This window comes from Cryobacterium sp. TMT2-18-2 (assembly GCF_004402245.1).
In the GTDB taxonomy this organism is placed as follows: Bacteria; Actinomycetota; Actinomycetes; order Actinomycetales; family Microbacteriaceae; genus Cryobacterium; species Cryobacterium sandaracinum.
This window is the reverse complement of the sequence record NZ_SOFU01000022.1, coordinates 1-18820: the sequence shown is the minus strand read 5'-3', so window position 1 is coordinate 18820 and position 18820 is coordinate 1. Positions and strand designations below refer to the sequence as shown.

Here is an 18820-nt window from a genome sequence, read left to right as displayed (position 1 = left end):
GTGGTGTCCGACCGGAGGAACCCGTGGTTTCTGAGATGGTCGTCGGTGTTAGAGATCAGGATTGAGAACGCGATCCGGCGCCACAGCTCGCGAAGGTCACGCGTCGCAGATGAGGAGGACTGCTCAATGACCTCGGCGATTTCCAAGTAGCTGCGGTGCTCACCGTCAACTGCTTCGAGCATCGTCATGGCGCTCACATATCCGATGCGGCGATTCCCGTCTCTGTCGAACCTGTTGAGCAGCAGCACGTTCCGGCCTGCGACACTCATCAATTCGGTGCGCGGCGTTCGAATGCCTGCCCGGCTGGCCAGCGTCAGAGCAAGCTGTTCCCAGGCCATGACGTCCCATTCGTCGGAGGCAACACGGGGGAACTTCGCAATGAGCAGTTCACCTCGGCCGTTGACAACGGCAGCTTTGGGCCGGGCGCCACCGATAGAGCTTCCCGCGCGCAGGAGCAGCTGCAGCGATTCGTCATCGGGGTGGTCGCTCTCAACAGATTCGACGGCGTTGAGAAGTCTCGACAGTCCGACCAGGTGCGGCACGCTTGCAGCCGCCGGCCCCAACCAATCAGTGGTCCCAGGACAACGGAACCGGAAGGCGCCTTGACGTAGGTCGTCGCGAACACCGAGCGTGTAGTCCAGTTCGCCGAAACTGCGTTCAGCGACACCGCCTTGGGTAGCACGGTGACGTTCGGATCGTTCGATGAGTTTGCGTCCCCAGCGGTCGGGAGCGCAGTCGGTGAACGCCCCGAAAAGGTGACGCCCGTCCGCAGTGTTGAAGGACCCGGATGAGAGGGGTAGTCCCGGATCGAGCGAGTACGCGTCTGGTCTGGCCAGATAATCGATGTCGTAGGTGAAAGTGGCGCTCTCGGAGTTGCGTCGACGATGCGCGTAGACCGTGCCGGCGCGGATGTTGACACCATCTATTTGCACCCATACTTCCGAGTCAGACATCGGACTGTTTCTTCGGCAGGCTCTGACGCACACGCTGCGGGAGAACTTCCTCGGAGCGAAGCCGGCCGATGTCGCTGCGATAAGGGTCGGCGCTCTCAACCACCGTGTCCATGATTCCCAGTGCCCGGAAGACACGCAGCGCCGTCTCGAGGCTGACGCTTCCCTGCCCCGATTCCAGCTTGTGGAGGGTTGCCCGGCTCATGCCCGCGCGGTCGGCGACCTGCGCAGCAGTCAACCCGAGAAGTTTCCGCCACGTCTGAACGTCCGTGCCAAGTTCACGGAGAGCACGCCGGACCGGGATGGGTGTTGTACGCTTGTCGACCATTAGATTTTCTCCCTAACGCCTATTATTTTATACACTAACGCTTATAAAGTATTTGATACTTCGCATAAAAGCATTTCTTCTTTCGGGACGGATTACAGCACACCGGACGAGTATGCCGCGCGTTAAGCGTGTGGCCCGCAGACTCCTGCACCTCTAAGAGCGGAGCGGCTCTCCCGCAATTGGCAGGGATGTCGGTGCGGCCCAAACCCACAAGACCCATAGGCTCCGGTTGCCGCGCGATTATTACGTTCGCGTCCACGGCAACGATTACTCCGTTGATCCGGCCGGGATAGGACGGATGGTCGAGGTTCGGGCGGGCCTGGCTCAGGTCACGGTCACCCTCGAGGACAGGTTGTTCGCGTCCCATGACCGGGCATGGTCCACTGGGCAAACGATCACCGATCGGGCTCACGTTGCTGCTGCCGCGACTCTCCGAACCGCGTTTCACACCCGTGTGGACCCGGTCGAGGAGAGCCTGGAACGAAACCTCCTCGACTATGACACGGCGTTCGGGGTCCGGTTCGACCTCGACGGTGAGGTCGCCTGATGGGCCGCGAAACGATCAGCGAGATTGAGTACTTCGCCCGTGCGCTGAAAGCACCCAGAAATCAGAGACGCCGCCGCCCGGCTCGCTGAGGGCTAGATTCGTCCGCTCGTCGATGCAATTTGGTCTCGATTGTTTATAACCATCACGAATATCGGCGTTGAGCCTATGGGAGGCGACGATCGAGATGGATGGTGACTTCGTCGCCGTCGGACTTGCGAATGCGCTTTCGGACCGCAGCGGCAATGGGGAGCTTGTGCGTTCCGTCGCCAAGAGCCATGAATGCTCCCCTGAAGGGCTCACCGTCAACGGTCCCTTCGACCTTCACTAGCCCACGGGTATTAAAGACGAGCGCCGAGTTCGGCATCTGCACGCAAGTCCAGGTGTCCCCGTTCCGGACCTTGCCAAGTACTGCAGAGAAGGTGATGTCGAGTGCTGCTGATTCCTTGGTCATGATGGTGGCCTTTCAGACGAACATGCCGACTATGGCACCAATGATCTTAAGCTTCGCGAGCCAGTCGGTCACGAGAACCCTCGTTCGCTGACTAGGCCGTAGACCCCGGGCCGCTCAGGACGCGCCGGCTCGAGCCCGATCCCGATCCCGGCCAAGAGTTCCATAATCTTCGGAAGCTCGGCGATCAGGACGGGGCCTGGGACCCAGCACAACAACAGTGGGTCCACCCAAGCTGACCGGTGCGAGACCCGCCACCGAGCCAGGAACTTACCGTCACTAGGCGCGGCGAAATCATCCATAGGCGATACGCGAGTACCGCTACGAATCGGAGTCCCCCACTCCAACGATTAGCCCCGGCACTCATGCTCGTCTGCGCCAGGCGATACATGCCGGGGCTTTTTCGTGCGTACTCCACAGTTCGGCCACGCAATAAGAGGTAGGCAGCCGCTGGCAGGCCGCGCATTCGTGAAGCCAAGCGATATCACCGCCCCTTTATAAGGACTTCTACGATCGAGTAAGTGATCTGTTTACTCGAGGCTATATTGTTCTATTTATGGAGCTAACTACGAATCCTTTCAAGCCAGGCGCAGGGCGGGTGCCACCGGTTCTGGCAGGCCGCTCCGACCTGCTCGGTGAATTCCGCACACGGCTGTATCAGGCGCGAGAAACGGGGGAGGGGGAGCGGCCTTGGATCCTCTCCGGGCTCCGCGGAGTAGGGAAGACCGTGTTGCTCAATCAGCTCGGACGCGACGCGGGCGAGCTGAAGTTGATCTTCATCAAAGTCGAGGCCTCGAGCAGCAAGCCCCTGGCCGTCGCACTGGCCAAAGAGCTCCACCTCGCACTTCGACGAGTCCTCTCAAGCTCTGACCGTGCCAAAGCGCTCTGGTCCAAGGCCGCCCGCGTGCTTCGTTCATTCCAAGTGCGTGTCGACCCGTCCGGGACCTACTCCTTCACTGTCGACGTTGAACCGGAGCGCGGCGTAGCCGACAGCGGCGATCTCGCCGTCGATCTCCAGGAGTTATTGGAGACCATCGGGCTTGCTGCGCGTGAGGCCAACTCAGTTATCGTGCTGGCCGTCGATGAACTTCAAGAAGCCTCATCCGAGGATCTCGCGGCTCTCAACGTCGCCCTGCATAACCTCGGTCAAGACGTCTTCCCCGTCCCGGTCGTTTTCGTCGGCGCGGGGTTGCCGTCCCTACCTGCCGTGCTTGCTGATGCGACTAGCTACGCGGAGCGCCTTTACGACTATCGTCAGATCGGTTTGCTCGACACCGCCGCGACATCTGATGCCCTGACTGCCCCGGCACGTGCCAATGGAGTCGACTGGGAGCCTGACGCCCTGGATGCAGCGGTGACAGCTTCGGGGGGATACCCGTACTTCATTCAAGCCTGTGGCAGTCATGTCTGGGCCGTCAGGGCCACGGATACCATTTCTCTGCAGGATGCCCAAATCGGGATCGAGTCAGCGCGAAGTGAAGTGGAACAAGGCCTGTATCAATCGAGGTGGGAGCGGGCTACACCGACTCAGCGGGCCTTCATGTCCGCAATGGCCGTCGACGACGATGCCCCCTCTTCAATGGCCGACCTCGTGACCCGGTTGCGGAGGAAGCGCACTACGGACCTCTCCGTCAATCGTCGAGACTTGATCCGGGGCGGTCACATCTACACGCCAGAACGCGGTTTCGTCGCGTTCACCGTGCCCGGCATGGCTGACTTCATCGGCAGATAAGGGGAGTAGCCCCGTGTCATCCGCGCCGACGTCGGCACCTGCTCATGCCTCGCGATCGGACCGTTGGCAGCACCTGGCGAGGCGTACGCCGTGCAGGCGGGGGCCTCGGCGTCCGGCCAGGACGTGAGCACCGTCACGTCAAGCGCGGGCGTAGCGCAGCGCAAGTTGGCGCAGGGTGGCTTCGATGCCGGCGGCGTTCTTCCGAGGGACGCCGAGCAATTCGAAGACCTTGCCCTGCGCGGCTGGGACGGTGCTGTAGTCGAATGTCTCAGTGACGCGCGTAGACGTGGGCGTGAGCGGCGTGAGTTCCCAGCGCCACCGGTGGCCTGCTGGGTGACGCCATTCCACAAGCCGACCGTCATCGAAGCGCGTCACCGTGCTGGTGATGCGATACCGGACGCCGAACTGCTGCATCGCTACCGAGAATTGTGCGCCCTGGCTGAGCCGCCGCGGACCCGACACCGTGTCGCGGACGGTGCCCGAGCCGTCCAGCTCACCGTGACGGTGCGGATCAGCCACCAACGCGAAAACGTCGTCGGACGAAGCCGACACCTCGACAGTGCGCGCGATTCGGCGCGGTCCTTGCTCAACCTGTTCGACCGTCATGCTGCCCAGCCTAGGCCGCGGCTACGTAGGACCGCGCCGCGGCCATGACCTCTCGAGAACGTCCCTTCGAAAGCGCTTCGGCCGGCGCCGCATCACCTGGTTCCGGGTTCATACCCATAAACCACGCCCTGGCAACGTCAGCCGAATGAACCGAACATAGGATCTCGAGCACCTGAAATGTGTCTCTGAGGAGCTTTTCACTCGCTTTGTGGCGGTCGCAGGCGCTCTCTCACACGATCGTTGGTGCTCAACCGCACGATTGGGTAGTTGCCCAAGGGCGTAAATACTCACCGAGGCACCATGGCCTCACAACGCGCTACTCGCCAACTCGCCCAGTGGCCCCGTACGTCAATAACGCTGACCCCCCAGAAGCGCGAATACTCAGCAGTCGTCAAATGCGACGGTGAAACCACGCCTGCGACGTTCGGGGAGTCCGTGTCTAGGGCACGGCCGATTCATTGAGCTGTGCGGAGAATGAAGCGAGCCAGGAATCGATTGCACCGAATATGACGGGTTCAGGGAATCGTGCGCTCAAGCTCGCGGCCATGTGCTCCCGGACGATGGTGTCATTGCCCGCGGAATACATGGCGACGAGGTACCGGATCCCGTCGTGAACGACGGCACGGATTTCTGGCCTTTCGGCCACGTGTTTGCGCATCGTTTCAGCCATTTCGGCTTTGTCAGTGACCATCATGAGGAGGGCGATGTCACCTGAGTCTTTGGGGCGGAGACGGTCAGGCCGTTTCTCCACGTCGGCCAGCCGCTCTGACACCTTGTGCGCTTTCGCGATGAGAAGAGCTGCCGGGCCCGCAACGTTGACATCGACGGTGAGTTCAGGCTCACCGTCAGTTGTCGCGATCCGGGTCAGGGTTCGGTCGTGATGGCCAGTTCGAGGCCATACGCGCGGGTTGTTCCGCTCTTCTGTCCGGGGATTCGAGCGGAGCGTCCCTTCGAACCGGCGTAGGTTTCGGGGACCAGGAGGTCGACTGTCGTGCGCTGCTCCCACGAGAACCCTCGTTCGCTGACCAGGCCGTGTATCCCTGGCCGCTCAGGACGCGCCGGCTCAAGCCCGATCACGGCTAGGAGTTCCATGATCTTCGGGTCCTCGGCGATCAGGACAGGATTGACTGCGAGGTCACCGTCGCGAGTGGATTCCATGTCAATGGGTCCCCACTTCTTCTGCAACCACACATGGACCGCATGGGCGCCGACAACGGTCACGGCATCCGCATGCTCACCCAACGCCATGATGGTCGTGATCAGGAGCCGCCGAGATCGCTCGGCGCCGTATCTGGCGTCGTCGAATCCGAGTGCCACCACGCGGCAGCTCCGGCTTCGGTCATGGTGGCTCGGGCAGCGAGGAGCGGCAGGAGGCTTCGTGCAACGTCGGCTTGCCGGCCCGGCGAAGCGAGCGCGTCGAGCATGCCCCACTCGGGTGTGAGCATTGCGGTGCCATTGACCCAGCGGGTGAATCTACGCACGTTCTCCGTGATCGGAAGCACAATGACGCTGGACCTGGCCGTTGGTGACATCGGCGGGAGGTCATCGAGATCCTCCGGCCGCTCTACGTAGACAACCGGGGTGAAGGAACGTGTGGATGTCATGTCTTCGGCCACGGCCTCGAGGGAAGAGACCACCGGATTCGCGCCGCGTTCCTCCAGGTACCGGACGAAATCACCGATCGGCCGCTCCAGGGCAAAGATACGCACACCGGGGCGTTTGGTGGCCGGAGCGAGGGTGGCCGTCTGCGCGAGCTTCTTCACCAGGCGACGCCTCTCGACGCTTGGGGCGTTCTGGATGCGCTCCACTGCCGCCGCGTAGGGCGCATCGCTGCCCACGTCAGCGAGCGTTCCCGAGAGTGTGAACCCCGACCCGGAAGCGATCTTCTGCAGCATCGAATAGGTCGGATCAACGATGCCGGCTTCGATTCGAGTGATCGTCGACGCGGGCACCCCGACGAGTTGAGCAAACGCCGTCTTACTCAGTTCTCGCTTCAGGCGCATGCGAGTGACAAGCGAAGCCGCAGACGTAGTGATCACGGACCAATGCTACGCAAACCATTGCACATATGCAACGAAAATTACTGCACGCACAGAAGATATTCATTGCACATGGGCGAGGAAAGGCGCGCTACACGAAACGAAAATAGGCCGTTTCCACCGCGAGCGGACAGAGCTATTTTGCCGAAAACGGCGCCGCAGCTTGGGGTGAGGAACCTGCCCCTGAGCCGCGAAGGACCGGGCGGGCGCGATAATTCTCGGGCCAACATCATCAAGAGGTTCAACGCGCAACAGGGCGGCGGGGGGCTGATAGCCCAACTCCGCGTTCATGCCCTGGAACCACGCCTGGACTACCTTCGCCCTATCCCCAACAACGTGGCGCTCCGGCACATGGCCACGCCCCGACAGTCCGCCGTGCTGCGCGAAAAGCTGCGGGCGAAGGAAGCGGCGCAACTGCACCCGGCCGCGGTGAATCTGCCGGAGGGGGAGCGGGTCGGCCGCCTCGTCGGGCGGGGGAACCGGTGGGTGTATCAGGGGTGGCGGGACTTGGGCGTGTACGTGTTTGGCACCGGCCGCGGCAAGACCTCCGCGCTCGTCATTCGGCACATGCTCGAAGCTCCTGGCGCCGCGATCATGACCTCCAACAAGGTCGACGGTGTCCGCGAAACCCTCGCCGGCCGCGCCGGCCACGGCCAGGCGTTCATCTTCGACCCCAACCGCATCTACCGCCAGGACCTACAGCCTGACTTTGTGTTCAACCCGCTCGACGACATCCGAAGCGCTGCCGACAGACCGTCGAGCCGTTGGCGGCCGTACGGGGCCTGATGGTGGGTGAACATGCGCTGCCCGCCAAGGATGGTGCGGTCGACGAGTTGCTCGACCGGATCCTGGCGAACCCGACGGCACCGGGGGCGCTGTGCGCTCACGGTGAAATACCGCGCGCGTTGCTCATCGTGGCGCGGGCATCGGGCCTGGTGACCGCACCTGCACGCGCGACAGAAAAAGGCGCCGCTTGGCGCGCCTATGGGCACCAAGACGGAGTCCTCGCCCTGGAGTAACCCCGCCATTTCTGCTCCGCTGACCCCTTCACCCCCGAAGTGCCAGCCGTTTTCGGATCGCGCAGCGTGGTCCCACGTGCGCTCACGTTGAGGAGCTATTTTGCGAGAGGGCGGAACTCAGGGCGTGGTGGACCCGACGCGGGCAATCGTCTCGGCTTAGCCGTCGATCGCGGCCCAGTCCCGGAAGTCCCGTTCCGACAGCAACGTGCGTCCGGCGGCACCATCAAACGGGCTGCACCGCGCGGTCGGGGCGAGGACGACGACGCCCATGTCCAAGTTCGATGAAAGCCAGGCCGTCGTCCAAGTAACCGTGCGGTTGTCCGCCCGGTTTTCCCGGTTTCCCGACGTCCCGGCAACGGTGGTGCAATCGGCCGTGCGCGACGAACACGCCAAGCTCGACGGCCGAGTACGCAACTACGTGCCGGTCTTGGTCAAGCGAGCCGCCTGACAGCGGCTGGCGATGATCGCCCCCGTCGATCAATCGATTCGCGTGGGCTCCTCCCACCGCGCACCCGGTCCACTGCTGCGCCAATCGGTCGCCGACCGGGCGGATCGACCCGGCCGCTCGAGTTCGAGGGGCGTCCGGCGCGAGCCGGCCAAGGTCGCTACGTCGGGTCAGCCAATCCGGTTGAGCCCGTCAGGATATCGGACTGCAAGATCTCGCGCATCTTCCTCGGTTCCTCGAACAAGGGGCTGTGCGCGGATCTGGTGAACGTGTAGAAGCCCTTCAACGGTGCATCAAGTTGCTCGAAGTACGACTTGGCCAAGGGGTAGGAGACCGTGTAGTCGTAAACGCCATGAAGGAAATACACGGGGATCTCGAGCCGGGTGACTTTCTTGGTCAGATCCGTCGAGAGCAGGGTGTTCCACAACTGGTCACCGGAGAAGATCTTGCCCCGCCACGTGTTGATCTTCTCGCCGAGCGTGTACTCCCGGTTCTGGAAAGACGGCAGCAGCAGACCAGAAACAATTGACCTCATCTTGTGGGTGGTGCCGATGCCGAGGCGGTGCATGGCCGAGTCGCGAACCGAGAGGTAGGACTCCGGCAGCGGGACCGAGTCGCTGATGGGTGCTTCTTCGAGCATCCGCACCATCTTCGCGTCGCCGTCATCCTTGAACTGTTGGAGCATGTAGGCGGACGCGAGCTTTTCGGACTCGAGCTGGTCCGACATCTGGGCCACGCCAATGTACGCGTGGTAGAGCTCGGGGGCTTGCGCGGCGGCCTGGATTCCGATGAAAGTTCCGCCCGAATGGCCCATGAGGTAGATCTTCTGGTGTCCGAAACGCTCGCGGAGGTAGTTCGTCACCGACAACGTGTCCGCCACGAGCTGTTCCTGGTTGACGCTCTCCGGTGAGACCACGGAGCTGTAGGAGAGACCTGAACCGCGCTGCTCCCACCAGACCACGGTGAAGTACTCGTCCAAACCCGTGGGGTAGTCCTGGGTGAGGAAGTAGTCGGGCATGCCCCCATGGAGGTAAAGCAGCACAGGGTTGCTCGAGTCCTCGCCCTTGATGAACATGCCCTGCTCGACACCGTCGATGTTGACGTGGAACTTCTCCGAGATGCTCCCCGGCAGCACGCTCCCGTCGGCATCCAGGAATGGCCTGGGTCGTCCAGGGCTCCACCACAGCAAGATCCCTACAAGAACGAGCACTGAAAACATCAAGCCTGAAACCGCGGTCACCATGACACGCCGAACCCTTCGCGCGAACCTCCAAGCGGCCCAACCGCTGCCGTCGACATCAACCATCATTTCGCTCCCTTCCCGCAGCCCGCCCAGCTGGAGCTGGCTACTGATGTCTACGCTGTAGACAATAGTAGTCTACGCAGTAGACTCGACGGTCGATCCGACCACGGGTCCGCGGCGTTCTGCGAGGAGGATCCATGGCGGCACAGGGACTGACGCGCGAGATGCTCACGTCGGCGGCCTTGCGCATCGTCGACGACGACGGGCTGCACGCTCTGTCCATGCGGAGGCTGGGATCAGAGCTTCGCGTCGACCCGATGGCCGCATACCGACACATCCCCAACAAGGGAACCCTGCTCGACGAGGTCGTCGAGGCCGTCATGTCCGAGATCGACACCGACGCCGTCGACGCCTCGCTCCCCTGGCAGGACCAGCTGCGCGCGCTCGCGGTCTCTTACCTGGCCACGCTGATGGCCCACCCGAACGCAGCGCCTCTGATCGCCGAGCGCTCGCTGCGCGGGGCCGGTTCGCTCCGCGTGGTCGAGAAGGCGCTGCGGATCATGACTGATGCCGGGGCGCAGCTGGGCGACGCGGTCGCCACCATCGACGCGATCGGCCTGCTGGCCGCCGGAATCGCGCAGGCGTCGAGTGCCTCAGTCGAGCAGGCAGAGGCGACCGCGGGCAACCCTCTCGCCGGGCTCCCACCCGAGGGGTTCCCCCTACTTGCTCAGGCCGCCGCAGCGGGAGCACTCTCGGACGGGCTGGCCGACGTGCTCAACTTTGCTATCGACGCCATGATCGCCGCTCTCGAGGCGAAGTCGCCGTCGGGCCACGGCCCACGGGTGCCGTAGATCCGTCCGGTGGCCGACCGGTACCGCACGGTCTGGCCGGGTGGCTGGGGCCTTCAGCCTGCCTAGGCCCTCGCGGCGACGGCAGACCGGGGGCATGCATTCCTGATCGCGTGCGACGGGTGCCGCAAGGTGTGCCTGAGCCTCGCGCTGGCCTACGGGGTCCGCGCTAAGCCTCGATCCACCGGTCCGGGTCTCGCGGCCCGGATGTTCCGCTGGTGCTCCTGTTGATGCGAATGTCGGCTGGTGGGTCAGGTGGGGCGGGTTGTCTCGGTCTGAAGTTCTGGTCCAATAGGGCTGTCCAGGGTTTCTCCCAGGGCCCGTGCTCGGGCAGGTGCAGGGTGATGCGTCGCGCGGAGGGTGAAATGCGCGCGGGGACGCTGACGAGTTTCCGGCGGATCGTCGCCGTGGTCGCTCGGGCGAGACCGTTCCCCGCCATGGTCGCGACGGCGCGGGTGAGGCTAAAGGCCATGACGGCGAGGACCAGACAGGCGGCGTTGGCGGTGAACACGCCCGTGGGAAGGTGAGCCAGAACGCTGCTTTTTTGGACGGAATTGACGAGCTCGATCACCGCGTGGGCGCGGTGGGTTTTGTCTGCTGTGACGGTGTCGAGGGTGCTGGTGGTGAAGAAGGCATGGAGCGGATATCGCGCAAGGGGAGCAGTCATGGGTTGTGCTCGCCGATCCGGAGGGCAATACATTCTGCATTCTGGAATCCCCGAACTCCACGGGATCGAGCCCAAGTAGCCAGATCGTTCTTCAGAGGCCGCTCCCCTGAGTCAATCATCACGCGTAGTTCCGTAACGCGTAGTTGCGTATCTTGACCAGCTCTGTTACGTTACCGATAGATACGCAATAGGAAGTTGGTTCTGATGTCCGAGTCGCAAATGGCGCCGCGCCGCCCCGGTGGCCGTGGCAGCGATATCGGGCGCCCCCGTGACCCGGACATGGATCAGGCCATCCTTCGGGCGACGATTGAGTTGCTCTCCGAGGTCGGCTACGTCCGCGTTTCGGTGGCGGAGGTCGCCCGGCGGGCGGGGGTGAGCAAGCCGGCCATCTACCGGCGGTGGTCGCAAAAGTCCCAGCTCGTCGTCGAGGCGATGGTGACCCAAATCCGCCCCGGCAAGGACAACGACTCCGGCAGCGCCGCCGGTGACCTAATGACCCTGACCGACGAGTTGATCGATGTCCTGACCCGGACGCCTCTCGGCCGCGTGCTGCCTGGCCTGGTGGCCGAGATGGCCGCCGATCCGGTGCTCGCCGCCAGCTACCGCGATCTGATCATCAAGCCAAACCTGCGACACTGGCGCGCGGCCGTCGAGCGCGGAATGGCCTCCGGCGAGCTCGCCCTCGATACGGATGTCGACTTCGTGCTTAACGCGCTTGTCGGCCCCCTGTATTTCAGCCTTCTGATCACGGGAGAGCCCATCGCGGCCGGCTACGCACGCGCTGCCGTCAAGCTTGTTCTCGCCCCTTACACAACCGCTTCCAGCTAACACCCGTACGTCGGCACCTCCCGTTGCTTTGCGCCTTCAGGTGAGCGTGTGGTTCCAACGCGCCTGCGCTCCACAACGCCCGGGCAAGTCGAACGAGCTCACCGCACGATCACTCTTCAACCCATTGCACTTTCCGACAGGACAACACATGACGAACCCGACCACGAAACCCCTCCAGATTCGCTCCGCGACAGCCATCCCCGCGTCGGCCATTGCTTCGGCGAGGGGCCTGGTGAAGACCTATGGGCGGGGCGACACAACGGTGCCAGCTTTGGCGGCTATCGATGTTGATTTCACTCGTGGTGAGCTGACAGCGATCATGGGTCCATCCGGGTCGGGCAAGTCCACCCTCCTGCACTGCATGGCCGGGCTGGACACAATCACCTCTGGGACCGTGACGATCGACGGCGAAGACGTCGGCCGGATGAACCAGCGCCAACTAACGAAGCTTCGCCGCACCCGGCTGGGGTTCATCTTCCAAGCCTTCAACCTGGTTCCTACGCTCACTGCGGCGGAGAACATCACATTGCCGCTGGACATCGCCCGTAGGCCGGTCGATCGTGCGCACTTTGACACGATCGTGGCCGCGGTGGGGCTGGAGTCACGTCTACACCATCGCCCCAGCGAGCTGTCGGGAGGTCAACAACAGCGAGTCGCGTGCGCCCGAGCGCTCGTCGCCAAACCTGCGGTGATCTTCGCCGATGAGCCCACCGGCAACCTCGATTCGAAGGCGTCCACCGAGTTGCTGGGCTTTCTGCGCCGCTCCGTCGACGATCTCGGCCAAAGTGTCGTCATGGTCACCCACGACCCCCGCACGGCCACCTATGCCCACCGTGTCCTCTTCTTGGCCGATGGCCGGCTCGTCGGCGAATTAGTAAACCCTACACAAGCATCCGTGCTCGAAGCGCTCGCTAGTCTCGACGCTGCCCCCACTGCGGACAAAGGCAAAACCGACAACGACACCTCTGCAATGCTTCTCCCGGTGCGTATCTGATGCGCCGCGTGGCGTTGCGCGGAATACGCGCGCATCTCGTGCGATTCATCCTCTCGGTCCTGGCTGTCGCGCTCGGAGTCGCATTCGTGGCAGGCACTTTCTCCCTGCGCACAATGATGTCTTCCACATTCTCCGGAATCGTGGACTCGACCCTGCTCGGAGACGCCTACATTCGCGGAGCCGAACCTGCGCTCGGGCGCAGTATGACCGGCACAACCGGTGAAGCCCGCAACACCGTGCCTGCCGCTCTTGCCGGTCGGATTGCCACAGTACGCGGTGTCGACCAAGCGTTCGCCGAGATTTCCGGCCCGATCGTGCTCGTCGGCAAAGACGGCACTGCGGTCCAGAGCACCCGATCGCCTAGCTTCGGGGTGGCGTTGTATCCCGACGACATCACCGTCACGGTTGCCTCCGGACGCGCCCCCAGCGGACCGGCCGAGATCGCACTCGAGTCCGCGACCCTGGCGTCTTCCGGTTTGTCGGTGGGAGACCAAACGAAAATCGTTGTGGCCGGCGAAATTCGCGCTGTGCGGGTCACCGGGAAAATGTCGATGGGCACCGCACTGGCCGGGGCCACGATCGTGTACCTTGACGTTGCAACCGCCACGGCGGTCTACGCCCCAGACGGCATGGTCTCCTCGATCGCCGTATATGCAGATTCGGATGTGACCCAAGCGAACCTGGTCGCAAAACTGACCCCAGTGCTTTCGCGCGACAAAACAGCCGTTGCCGAGGCTCTCACCGGTGACGCAATGCGAGCCGAAGCGCGTACGGACATTGAAGCTCAGCTCGGGTTCGTGCAGGCGTTCATGTTGGTATTCGCGGGCATCTCGCTATTTGTTGGGGCCTTCATCATCTCCAATACCTTCTCCATGTTGGTGCGCCAGCGCACCCGCGAGTTCGCTCTGTTGCGCGCCGTTGGCGCGTCGCCGACCCAGGTGTTCGCGTCCATCCTCATCCAGGCCGCCGTTGTCGGTTTGCTCGGGTCCGCGCTGGGAATCGCGGGGGGCCTTGGCCTGGTCTCGCTGCTTCGGATCGGCTTTGACCAGGTCGGCATGGACCTGTCCGGATCCATCCCTCTCGATGCTCCGACCGTGATCGTCTCGTTGCTTATCGGCACCGTCGTAGCCGTCGTGGCGGCCGCCCTGCCGGCCCGCCGCGCCGCCCTCACCGCGCCGGTCGAGGCCATGCGCGAGGCGACGGCGACCGAGAGGTCTCTGCGCGTCCGCACTATTATCGGCGGTGTTCTCGCCACCTTAGGTGCTGCAGGGCTCGTCGTGGCGCTACTCGCGCCCGACAGCAACGGGTCAGCTCTGGTCGGCGTCGGTGCGGGGCTGCTCGCCCTCGGCACGCTGCTTCTGGCCCCGTTCCTCGTTCGCCATTGCCTGGGGGTGCTCTCCGCGGTGTTCGTCGCCGCAGTCCGGCCGCTGGGTAGGTTGGCCCGCGGAAATGTCGTCCGCAACCCGAGACGCACCGCGAATACTGCCAGTGCGCTGATGATCGGCATGGCACTGGTCGGCGCCGCCTCGGTCCTGGCTGCTTCGGCCACGGTCTCCACCCGCGCCATCGTCGACGACGGCTGGACGTCGGACTTCTCCATTCAGTCAACTACCGGAGTGCCCGTCGGCGCGGTGGCTGATGTCCGTGCGCTCGACACTGTCGGCGCGATGGACGTGCTCGCCTACGGCCCCACCGTCGTCGTCGGCCCGGGGGAGAGCGCAGCCAAGCAAGATGCCTCGTTCGTCGTCGGACTCCCACCGAAGGCATTCGGGCGCACCATCGACCTCGATGTCGTGGAGGGTTCCCTCGACACCCTTGCCGACGGCGCGATCGCGGTGCAGGCGAGGACCGCGAAGGAACGCGGCTGGACTGTCGGCGACACGGTGACGTTCGCCTCCCGGGCCGGTGCCGTGTCGGCGTCGGCGCGGGTGGGTGCAATCATCGACTCCCGTCTGATCGGCGATTCCATCGTCATGTCGGACAAGCTTCTCTCCCAAGTCGTTCCCTCAGGCCAGGTAAGAATCGATTTCCTGCTCATCCACGCTGCTCCTGGGGTGACTGCGGCGAACCTGCGCGCCGACCTGGTCAAGGCGGTCGGACCATATGTGGTGCTCTCAGTATCCGACAAGGGTGACTTTGCGGACGGACTTGCGGGCCAGGTCAACCAGATCCTGGTGATCCTCTATGCGCTCCTCGGGCTCTCGATCATCATCGCCATCCTGGGCATCGTCAACACATTGGCCCTGTCGGTAATCGAGCGCACCCGCGAGATCGGCCTCATGCGCGCCGTCGGCCTCGGCCGGCTCCAACTGGCCGGGATCATCACCATCGAGAGCGTCTTGACGGCCCTGTTCGGCACCGTCGTCGGCGTTGTTCTTGGCGTTGCCATTGCATCAGTGATGCCGACCGTGTTCAACGGGGTCGGTCTGACCACACTGGCCATCCCCTGGGCGCAGCTCGCCGGCATGCTCGTCTTAGCTGTCGTCGTCGGCGTGTTGGCCGCATTGTGGCCAGCATCCCGTGCCGCCCAACTGCCCGTGCTCGACGCCGTCGCATCCGACTGAGTCACCACCACCAGCCCAACCCAACCCACCCCAACCCCACGAAAACGAAGGCACGTATCATGTCAGCCACCCGCACGGACCGCGTCAAAAACTCTTTCCCCCGCCAAATTCGGGACGCGACCCGATGAGAACCTTCATGCGGTGGTTCGTCGTTGTCGTGATCGTCGGGCACGGTCTCATCCACCTGCTCGGCGCAGCCAAAGGGTTCGACTGGGCGGAGGTGGAGGCTCTCACCCAGCCGATTGAACCGGCGCTCGGCCTGGTCTGGCTGACCGCCGCCGTCGTGGTCATAGCGACCGGGGTGCTGCTCGCGGCCCGCAATCGCAGGTGGTGGGTCGCCGGCACTATCGGCGTCCTGATCTCGCAGACCGCAATCCTCACCTCATGGAGCGACGCTAAAACAGGCACGCTGGCAAACCTCCTGCTGTTGGCCGCCCTGGGATACACCTTCGTGTCCCACGGCCCAACGAGTTACCGCGCCGAGTACCAGCGTCGCGTGCAGGCCGCGCTCAGCGAAGCCCAACCGCGCTCCGGCGTAGCCGTGACCGAAGCCGACCTGGCCCACCTGCCAGGGCTGGTCGCCGAGCACGTCCGTCGCTCCGGGGCAGTCGGTCAACCCCGGGTGTCTTCCCTGCGCGCCAATATTCACGGCCGGATACGTGCCAGCGCCACGTCGCGATGGATGACCTACACCGGCGAGCAGGTCAACACCTACGGGCCCGCGCCCAGCCGGTTGTTCTGGATGGACGCCACGATGTTCGGCCTGCCGGTCGACGTCCTCCACGTCCTCGTCGGGCGCACCGCCACCATGCGCGTCAAGCTGTGCTCGATGCTGCCGATGGCAAATGCTGCAGGGCCGGAGATGGATCGGGCCGAAACCGTGACACTGTTCAACGATTTCTGCATCCTCGCCCCCGCGGCGCTCATTGACGCCCCTATCGTCTGGCAGCCCCTCGACGACAGCCATGTCCGCGGGGTTTTCACCAACGGTGCGCAGACCGTGACCGCCGACCTGACCTTCTGCGACGGCGACCTCATCGACTTCATCTCCGACGACCGGATGAGCACCGCCCCGGACGGCTCCACCTTCACCCCTCAACCCTGGTCGACACCCGTGAGCGACTACCGAGCTTTCGGCACCCGGCGACTCGCCACCCGCGGCGAGGGCCGTTGGCATCCCACTGCCCCCCGAGACCAGTTCGTCTACTTCGAATACAACCTCGACACCATCACCTACAACCCCGACGCCACAGCGGCCGGCGCGCCAGCCCGAGTTCGAAGGTCGGTCTAGTACACCAAACGGATCTCGTTGCGCACCGTGTTAGCTCGCCCCCGTGGGTAGCTGGAGCCTCCGGGAATCCTCAGGCCGCATATCCGGTGGCATCAGTATTGAGACATCCGTCACCAAGGCCACGCACCGAGAGAACGGGCTCATGTCGGGGTTCGCCACACCGCCGGTGGTCGAGATTGTCCGTGTTTTTGCCAGGCTCAATCACAGGCGCGACGTGCCCGATTGCCGTGGGTATAGTTTGGAGATATGGGGGTGTCGTTTTCGATCGACCGGGTGAGTACCGACGATCTGATGTCGCTGGCAACCGAGCGTGGAGCCTCGCCACTGCAGGTAGGTGCCGTGCTGATCGTCGACACGGCTGACGTGCTCGGTACGGGGACTGGGCTCGATGTCGAGCGGGCTGTCGCCCTTCTCGCCCGGCGTCTACCGGGCGTACCGCGCCTACGGCAGAGGCTCGTGCCCGCGCCGTTCGGCTGCGGACGTCCGATCTGGGCGGACGATGCCGATTTCGACGTGACCCAGCACGTGAGCGTCGTCCCCTGCCCGGCCCCCGGGGGCGAGCAGGCGGTACTCGATCTAGCCGCAGTGCTGCTCGTCACTCCGCTGCCGCGCACCCGTGCGCTCTGGGCAGCCACTCTTGTCACCGGAGTAGCGCGGCACCAAGCCGCGTTGATCGTCGTCTTTCACCACGTGCTCGCCGACGGAGTGGCCGGCCTGGTCGTGCTGGGCGGGCTCGTAGACCAGTCGGACGCTACCGGGAAGCCCAGGGCCGTGGGCCCGAAGACGCGTGAATCCGATTTCCCGCGGCCGCAAGCATCCATTCGCCAGCTCGCCATCGACGCCTGGACCCGCCGGCTAGGTTCGCTGCGAGCTCTCCCCGCTCTGCTGCGCCGCCTCCGCGATGCGGCCCGGGAATTGCGGTCGGTGCGGTGGACGCGCCTGAGGTCAACGTCGCTCAACCGGCCGACCGGCCCGCGACGAAGCCTCGCTACGGTCACGGTGGCGCTGGACGGGATCCGCAACGCCGGTCACGCCCAGAAAGCCACGGTCAACGACGTCGTGCTCACCGCGATCGGTGGCGCGCTGCACCGGCTCCTCGCGTTGCGCGGCGAGGCTGTCGACCGGTTCATCATCTCGGTGCCGTTCTCCGAGCGGCGCGCCGCGACGCACGGAGACCTCGGCAATCGCAGCGGGGTGATCCCGATCCGGGTACCCGGCGTCGGCGCCGCGGAAAGTCGATTGCGATTCGTAGCAGAGGGGACCCGGGAGGCCAAACGGTCGTCGCCCGGTGCGACGACCGCCCTGCTCGGCCCGTTCTTCCGGGTGCTCGCGCAGCTGGGACTATTCCAATGGTTCGTCGACCGGCAGCGTCTAATCCACACCTTTGTAAGCAATTTGCGCGGGCCAGGACAGCGACTCTCAATCTTTGGCTGCCCGGTCACCGCGATTGTCCCACTGAGCGCCGCAACGGGAAACGTGACCGTCTCATTCACCGTGCTCTCATACGCAGGCGATCTCACGATCACTCTCATCGCCGACCCCGATGCTTGCCCCGACTTGGCCACGCTGCAGGGTCTGCTCGCCGAGCAGCTAGCAGAGCTCGCCAGCTGAGCCTATGGCCCTCGTCGATCTCAGCAAAGAGAGGCGGTTACTGCACCCTGCCGGGCGAGCGCTCCTACGCCGAACTCTCCTGCCACTGGCCAAGGCCCTGCACGAAGGTTCTACTGAGGCAATTTGGGAAAGTCGCGTCGGGGCCGCTGCCGGGTAACGTTCCGACGAGACCGCCCAGGATGCACCGGTCGATCGCGACGAGTCGCCCGAGTCCCCGCAATAAATTCCTTGGCCGGCATCTAGCCCTAGAAGTCGGGCACGTCGGGCACGTCGGGCAGAAACTACTGCGGGCGCGGGCCGTGCCATCCACCAATAACGTTGTTCCCGACGATCTGCATGACGCCAATGGTCGGCCGGGCGAGTCCGGTCAGTATCTACTGGAATTCAATCCTCGCAGAACCCTCAGCGGATATGGAGCGAGGGAGAACTCCATCGACCGAGTCTCTGTTGCGCGCGGTTAGCCTCCGCGCAACAATGCCCCTCGAACGGCTTATCCGATTAGTTCCACGCCTGGTCTCGGAAATCGCGGATACCGTGCTCGCTCCGGCTCTTCAGAGCCAGCGTGATCAGATGAGTCAGTTCGCGAAACCCCCGCTATCGGCGTCGGGTATTTGAACACTGGGCCCGTCTAGCTTTCTGGGCTCATCCGGCAACGAACGC

19 protein-coding genes and 1 pseudogene are annotated in these 18820 nt (G+C 64.0%); 11 read left to right on the top strand and 9 right to left on the bottom strand.

Annotation, left to right across the window (positions count from 1 at the left end; genetic code table 11):
* On the bottom strand, positions 1-953 hold a 953-nt coding region (locus tag E3O22_RS07165), incomplete at its 3' end, for a type II toxin-antitoxin system HipA family toxin (RefSeq protein ID WP_134397087.1).
* Positions 946-1278, bottom strand: a complete 333-nt coding sequence (locus tag E3O22_RS07160; protein WP_134395607.1) for a helix-turn-helix transcriptional regulator — start codon at positions 1276-1278, stop codon at positions 946-948. The genes E3O22_RS07165 and E3O22_RS07160, both read right to left, overlap by 8 nt.
* A 229-nt stretch (positions 1279-1507) precedes the next feature.
* On the opposite strand from E3O22_RS07160, the gene E3O22_RS07155 reads away from it, so the two are divergent.
* The gene (locus tag E3O22_RS07155; RefSeq protein WP_134395608.1) at positions 1508-1825 is read left to right on the top strand and encodes a hypothetical protein; all 318 of its coding nucleotides are present in this window, start codon (positions 1508-1510) and stop codon (positions 1823-1825) included.
* A 163-nt stretch (positions 1826-1988) separates the two neighbouring features.
* Here the strand turns inward: E3O22_RS07155 and E3O22_RS07150 are convergent, their stop codons facing one another.
* Positions 1989-2276, bottom strand: a complete 288-nt coding sequence (locus E3O22_RS07150) for a DUF1905 domain-containing protein (protein WP_134395609.1) — start codon at positions 2274-2276, stop codon at positions 1989-1991.
* 553 nt (positions 2277-2829) lie between these two features.
* Here E3O22_RS07150 and E3O22_RS07145 point away from each other — a divergent pair.
* Positions 2830-4005, top strand: a complete 1176-nt coding sequence (locus tag E3O22_RS07145) for an ATP-binding protein (protein WP_134395610.1) — start codon at positions 2830-2832, stop codon at positions 4003-4005.
* 138 nt (positions 4006-4143) lie between these two features.
* Here E3O22_RS07145 and E3O22_RS07140 read toward each other — a convergent pair whose 3' ends face one another.
* The 4 genes from E3O22_RS07140 to E3O22_RS07125 all read right to left on the bottom strand — a co-directional run bounded on the left by E3O22_RS07140 (position 4144) and on the right by E3O22_RS07125 (position 6650).
* A complete protein-coding gene (locus E3O22_RS07140; protein ID WP_174722049.1) occupies positions 4144-4611 on the bottom strand; it encodes an SRPBCC family protein in 468 nt (155 codons plus the stop codon).
* 439 nt (positions 4612-5050) lie between these two features.
* A complete protein-coding gene (locus E3O22_RS07135; protein ID WP_134395612.1) occupies positions 5051-5383 on the bottom strand; it encodes a hypothetical protein in 333 nt (110 codons plus the stop codon).
* 92 nt (positions 5384-5475) lie between these two features.
* A complete protein-coding gene (locus tag E3O22_RS07130; RefSeq protein WP_134395613.1) occupies positions 5476-5931 on the bottom strand; it encodes a hypothetical protein in 456 nt (151 codons plus the stop codon).
* Positions 5871-6650, bottom strand: coding sequence for a helix-turn-helix transcriptional regulator (locus tag E3O22_RS07125; protein WP_134395614.1), 780 nt, complete (start codon positions 6648-6650; stop codon positions 5871-5873). Before E3O22_RS07125 ends, E3O22_RS07130 begins: the two co-directional genes overlap by 61 nt.
* A gap of 168 nt (positions 6651-6818) precedes the next feature.
* Between E3O22_RS07125 and E3O22_RS07120 the strand changes: the two genes are divergently transcribed.
* From E3O22_RS07120 to E3O22_RS07110, 3 genes are all read left to right on the top strand, one after another.
* Positions 6819-7436 (top strand): hypothetical protein, encoded by a 618-nt coding sequence (locus tag E3O22_RS07120; RefSeq protein ID WP_134397086.1) that lies wholly within the window; start codon positions 6819-6821, stop codon positions 7434-7436.
* On the top strand, positions 7436-7669 hold the full coding sequence (locus E3O22_RS07115) for a hypothetical protein (RefSeq protein WP_134395616.1): 234 nt from the start codon (positions 7436-7438) through the stop codon (positions 7667-7669). Before E3O22_RS07120 ends, E3O22_RS07115 begins: the two co-directional genes overlap by 1 nt.
* Positions 7670-7937: 268 nt before the next feature.
* The gene (locus E3O22_RS07110; protein ID WP_134395617.1) at positions 7938-8117 is read left to right on the top strand and encodes a three-helix bundle dimerization domain-containing protein; all 180 of its coding nucleotides are present in this window, start codon (positions 7938-7940) and stop codon (positions 8115-8117) included.
* A gap of 157 nt (positions 8118-8274) precedes the next feature.
* On the opposite strand, the gene E3O22_RS07105 is transcribed toward E3O22_RS07110, so the two are convergent.
* Positions 8275-9249 (bottom strand): alpha/beta hydrolase, encoded by a 975-nt coding sequence (locus E3O22_RS07105; protein WP_198410579.1) that lies wholly within the window; start codon positions 9247-9249, stop codon positions 8275-8277.
* Positions 9250-9554: 305 nt separating this feature from the next.
* On the opposite strand from E3O22_RS07105, the gene E3O22_RS07100 reads away from it, so the two are divergent.
* On the top strand, positions 9555-10208 hold the full coding sequence (locus E3O22_RS07100; protein WP_134395618.1) for a TetR/AcrR family transcriptional regulator C-terminal domain-containing protein: 654 nt from the start codon (positions 9555-9557) through the stop codon (positions 10206-10208).
* A 259-nt stretch (positions 10209-10467) separates the two neighbouring features.
* On the opposite strand, the pseudogene E3O22_RS16090 reads toward E3O22_RS07100, so the two are convergent.
* Positions 10468-10842, bottom strand: a pseudogene (locus E3O22_RS16090) (transposase); the annotation flags it as partial.
* Between the two features lie 234 nt (positions 10843-11076).
* Between E3O22_RS16090 and E3O22_RS07085 the strand changes: the two are divergent.
* From E3O22_RS07085 to E3O22_RS07065, 5 genes are all read left to right on the top strand, one after another.
* Positions 11077-11700, top strand: coding sequence for a TetR/AcrR family transcriptional regulator (locus tag E3O22_RS07085; RefSeq protein WP_134395619.1), 624 nt, complete (start codon positions 11077-11079; stop codon positions 11698-11700).
* 148 nt (positions 11701-11848) lie between these two features.
* Entirely contained in the window at positions 11849-12694 is an 846-nt protein-coding gene (locus E3O22_RS07080) for an ABC transporter ATP-binding protein (protein WP_134395620.1), read from the top strand.
* A 113-nt stretch (positions 12695-12807) separates the two neighbouring features.
* Complete coding sequence (locus E3O22_RS07075) at positions 12808-15258, top strand: FtsX-like permease family protein (RefSeq protein WP_347232355.1); 2451 nt, start codon at positions 12808-12810, stop codon at positions 15256-15258.
* A 124-nt stretch (positions 15259-15382) separates the two neighbouring features.
* Positions 15383-16549: a DUF6544 family protein gene (locus E3O22_RS07070; protein WP_134395622.1), complete on the top strand. Its 1167-nt coding sequence runs from the start codon at positions 15383-15385 to the stop codon at positions 16547-16549.
* 273 nt (positions 16550-16822) lie between these two features.
* On the top strand, positions 16823-18160 hold the full coding sequence (locus E3O22_RS07065) for a wax ester/triacylglycerol synthase domain-containing protein (protein WP_166784585.1): 1338 nt from the start codon (positions 16823-16825) through the stop codon (positions 18158-18160).
* Positions 18161-18820 lie beyond the last annotated feature (660 nt).